1 pseudogene is annotated in these 1,076 nt (G+C 43.5%); it reads right to left on the bottom strand.

Annotation, left to right across the window (positions count from 1 at the left end):
• Nucleotides 1–367: 367 nt before the first annotated feature.
• A pseudogene (locus tag FDX01_RS17770) lies at nucleotides 368–592 on the bottom strand (hypothetical protein); the annotation flags it as partial.
• Nucleotides 593–1,076 lie beyond the last annotated feature (484 nt).

Raw genomic sequence — 1,076 nt, 5'->3', positions numbered from 1 at the left:
CATATCAGGGACTTGTTCGCACCTTCCCTAGCACTTTTTAGCGAGATAATCACCAACGAGCATTTCAATAAATTCTTTAAGTTCCAGATATTAAACACCATAAGTCTAATATGCCAACAGTTTCTATAATCGCGTTTCGCGAATCCGTGATATGAGCACCAATGTTGACAGTGCCACTTACTACTACACAACTTCATATCGCGTCTACTCTATTGCTAACACTTTCGAGTGATCCGTACCAGCAAAAGTGGACACTTCGCTAAGAAAGTCTGGGGTCAAGTCTTGCAACGTGCACAACGTGCTTTGGCAAGGTCTGCTTTTGGCACATAAGAAATATTCAGAAATTTCGAATACTACATTAGCTCACTCACTTTACTGCAAAAACCGTAACCAACGTTTTCATTGAGTCACCCGAAACCATAACAAAGTGCATTTTGCTACCAACATGCTGCCAAAACTCGGCCTCTTGTGCATATTTTTTGGCTTTTTGGATAGAGGCACTTTCTGGTAACTGGGTTTTAGTTAGCCTTGGGCATAGCAGCTTTGTGCACAAAGCCTTCCAAGGATGCTTAGGTACACCGTCTGAAAGCCGCATTTAATCCCGATGTGCGGCCCTGTGGCTGCGTAAACAGGTTAATGGTGATTGGTTCTTGCAAACCACATGCAAGTTCTATCAGCGTTTCAGTCACGCTCCGAAAGGTACACGGTTATCCTGATAAGGTGTGATCCCTCTGACAATCTGATGACGTCACTACGCTCCGCTTGTTGCTGTATCACCAACGGGGCTTTATGGCTGCAATTGTCTAAATCAGAGGGTTGCACAAGTTATACTCGAAAGTTAATCTGAGATAAATCTTAGATTGCCAGAGGTCTCTTGATGTTTTCAAAATCAAATCGAACATACAAGTATGGCGACCAACCGATAAGAATCACTACTGTGCGAGTGGTTGAGGAACAGTTCAGAGGGGCGGCAACTGCTAAGCAAGTGGATGATTACCTTAGAGGAATATTCCCACACTATAAAGATGATACCCGCCTTAACCTAAGGAAGGTGCGAACAAGTTCCTGATATGAGA

It is taken from the genome of Citrobacter sp. wls613 (assembly GCF_005281195.1).
Classification (GTDB): domain Bacteria; phylum Pseudomonadota; class Gammaproteobacteria; order Enterobacterales; family Enterobacteriaceae; genus Citrobacter; species Citrobacter gillenii.
This window is presented reverse-complemented; position numbering and strand designations above follow the sequence as displayed.